The 2,886-nt window shown below is 64.5% G+C and carries 4 protein-coding genes; 1 reads left to right on the forward strand and 3 read right to left on the reverse strand.

Annotated features, from left to right (window positions below; all coding sequences use genetic code 11):
* The first annotated feature begins 214 nt into the window (after positions 1-214).
* Positions 215-1,435 carry an OprD family outer membrane porin gene (locus AUC71_RS18285; protein ID WP_244501025.1) on the forward strand — a complete coding sequence of 407 codons (1,221 nt, stop codon included), beginning with the start codon at positions 215-217 and terminating at the stop codon, positions 1,433-1,435.
* A gap of 17 nt (positions 1,436-1,452) precedes the next feature.
* Here AUC71_RS18285 and AUC71_RS16925 read toward each other — a convergent pair whose 3' ends face one another.
* The 3 genes from AUC71_RS16925 to AUC71_RS21620 are packed head-to-tail and all read right to left on the reverse strand — an operon-like array spanning position 1,453 to position 2,526.
* A complete protein-coding gene (locus AUC71_RS16925; RefSeq protein ID WP_158007910.1) occupies positions 1,453-1,857 on the reverse strand; it encodes a curlin in 405 nt (134 codons plus the stop codon).
* Between the two features lie 30 nt (positions 1,858-1,887).
* A complete protein-coding gene (gene csgH / locus AUC71_RS16930) occupies positions 1,888-2,283 on the reverse strand; it encodes a curli-like amyloid fiber formation chaperone CsgH (RefSeq protein WP_069625203.1) in 396 nt (131 codons plus the stop codon).
* Between the two features lie 24 nt (positions 2,284-2,307).
* On the reverse strand, positions 2,308-2,526 hold the full coding sequence (locus AUC71_RS21620; protein WP_158007911.1) for a hypothetical protein: 219 nt from the start codon (positions 2,524-2,526) through the stop codon (positions 2,308-2,310).
* Positions 2,527-2,886 lie beyond the last annotated feature (360 nt).

Here is a 2,886-nt window from a genome sequence, read left to right on the forward strand (position 1 = left end):
GGAGAGAAGTGGCGGGTTGACGAAGGGCAGGGCCGTTTGCGCCGCTCTGGCTCTCGTTCTGTCCGCCGCGTGGCTTTCGCCGCGTGCCCTGGCTCAGGGCGCCACCGACTATCCGATCCCCTCCAGCGCCAAGGGGGCCTACAGCCCCATCGGCGAGGCTTCGAGGTTCCGATCGAGCCGCGCGCCGATTTGCGCGGACCAAAGCCCTACGTCGATGATCGCGACGAACGGCTCAAGGAGGTCAGGCGCCAACGCATGCCGAACGCGCCTGCCTTCTTTCGCGATACGGAGCTGCACGCCAACAGCCGGACATACGAGTCGCCGAGGACCAGTTCGGCTTCAACAGGCCGGAGGCGTTCACCACCGGCGGCTCGCTCGCGTATCAGTCGGGCTATCTCGCCGACGTTTTCCAACTCCGCGGCGTGCTCTACACGACGCAGCCTCTCTATGCGAATCCTTTGCCGGCGAGACGGAGAACCTCGCGGCGGACGGCGATCAAATCACGACGCTCGGGCAGATCAACGGACGTCTCAACCTGGCAGGTCAGGAGATCACGGCAGGGCGGCAGCTCGTGCGCACGCCCTATATCAATCCCTACGACATCAGGATGATCCCTCTGGCTTTCGAGGGCGTCGTTCTCGCCCCCGAGCACCGGCGCTCGGGTCTCGACTACATGGCCTCCTATCTCACGCGCTACAAACCGTGGGATCAGGGCGGCTTCATCTCGTTCAGCGAAGGGCTCGGCATCGCGGAGAGCGACGAAGGCGTCCTGATCACGGGCGCCAGCTACAGCGCCAACGGCTGGAACATTGGCGCCTCCAATTATTGGATCAAGGATTCGCTCAACACCGCCTATGGCGAGATCGATTACCTCCTGCCGTTCGGCAACGACGACGATGGGCCGAGCGTCCGGGCCGGCGTCAACATTCTCGATCAGCGGACCGTCGGCGCGGATCTGATCGCGGGTGCCCCTTACGAGACCTATCAGGCTTCGGCGCGGATAGTGACGAGCTATCGAGGCCTCGTGCTGACCGGCGCGATGTCGAAGACCGGCGACGCGGCGGACATTCAAAAGCCGTTCGGCTACAGCACATCGTACACGGCGCTGGTCGTGACCAATTTTGATCAGGCCGACGTGCAGGCCTATCTCGTCAGGCTATCCTACGATTTGGAGCGGCTCGGCCTCGAAGGGGTGAGGCTCGAAGCCGCCTGGGGCAAGGGCAGCGGCACGCCGGACCTCGCCACCAATGGAGGCTTCGCCGACCAGGAGGAGCTCGATCTCCGCTTCGTCTACGAGCCCCATCGCGGCAAGCTCCAGGGGCTTCGCGTGGAGGTCGAATATATCGACTGGCAGGTCTTCGACAATCCGACCCTCCCCAGCGACGACCTCGACCAGTTCCGGGCGATCGTGAACTACGCGGTGCCGCTGCTCTAGCCTTCTTACCAGCGGCCTTACCAGCCGCCCTGGAACACGAGACCGACATCGCCGCGGCCTCTCTGCACGACCTCGGCATTCGTCGCGCGTCCGAACTGGAAGACGCCAAGGGCATTGTTGCGGCCGCCCTGATCGAGCGTGGCCCGGTGCGCGTTCCCGTTCTGATAGACGAGACCGTAATTGCCCGCGCCTTTCTGTTTGACGGCCGCGGCGTTGTTCCGCCCCTTCTGCTTCACCTTTGCGTGGTTCTTGCCCTGGACCTCGTTGACCATGCCGTAGATCTGCAGCCCGCTGCGAATGAGATCGGCGCTGTCGCCGCGGGGCGTCAGCGAGAAGGTGAAGCTGCCGGCGGAAACCGGAGTGCTTACGGCGATGACGAGGGCCGCGGCAACAAGGCCGGCCTTGAGTGTGGTCGTGATCATGATGATGTCTCCTGGCATGCGCGTGTGAGGTTAAAGCGTGCGTCCGGTGCCGACATGGCGCGTGCAGTCCGGCGCGCCGTCGTGCCAATGCACGATCAGCGTGGCCGCGTAACCGCCCTGATCGGACAGGGAAACGACGCCGAGCGATGCGTCCGCGCCGGGGCCGGCTTCGAAGTCGCCGCCTTGGCGGATGCTCGACTGGCCGGCATGGCCACCTTGCGAGATCTTGAGCTCGTAGGAGCCTGCGGCCGGCATGGGCGCGAAGACCAGACCTTCGAGCACGAGACCGCCGCCCTCGCGCACGACGCGAATATCGCAAGAGGGGCCCTGTGAATAAGCGCCTTGGGGCTCGCCGCCCGCCGCTGCGCCCCAGGCGAATCCGAGGGGCAGCAGCGCGGCAAGCGATGTCATCAGGATGCGTGACATGACTGAAGTCCTTTCTTTCCCGAGTTAGTCTTGGACGATGACCGACACGTTGCCGCGTCCGATCTGGGTCACGTTGGCGTGGTTGCCGCGTCCGGCCTGGATCACGCCGACGGCGTTGCCATGGCCGTCTTGGCTCGTGATCGCCGTGTGACCGCGGCCGAACTGGGCGATACCGGCGATGTTGCCGCGGCCGTACTGGCTGGCATTGGCGCCATTCCGGCGGCCGTCCTGGCCGATGACCACGCGGTTGCGCTTGCCGGCTTGCGTGCCGATCGCATCGTTGCGGGCGCGTCCTGATAAACGGTCAGGCGGTTCCTGTGGCCGGTCTGAGCGCTGCCGAAGCTGTTGCCCCAGCCATATTGCTGCAGGGAAAGGTAGGAGCCGGCATGGGCGGGTGCCGCAGCCGTGATGGTGATCGCGGCCGCGCTGACGATGAGAAGGGTCTTGAGGGTCATGGTGCTTACTCCGTTTGGTTTGCGGAGCGCCGTCGTCGTGGACGGTTCGCTTCGCTTGCTTCGAGTAAGCCCGTTTTAGAAAAGTCGCCTTGAAGCGGCGCTGAATGCAACATTCAGCCGGAGTTCATCGCGATATTACTTACGGAAC

It is taken from the genome of Methyloceanibacter marginalis (assembly GCF_001723295.1).
Classification (GTDB): Bacteria; Pseudomonadota; Alphaproteobacteria; order Rhizobiales; family Methyloligellaceae; genus Methyloceanibacter; species Methyloceanibacter marginalis.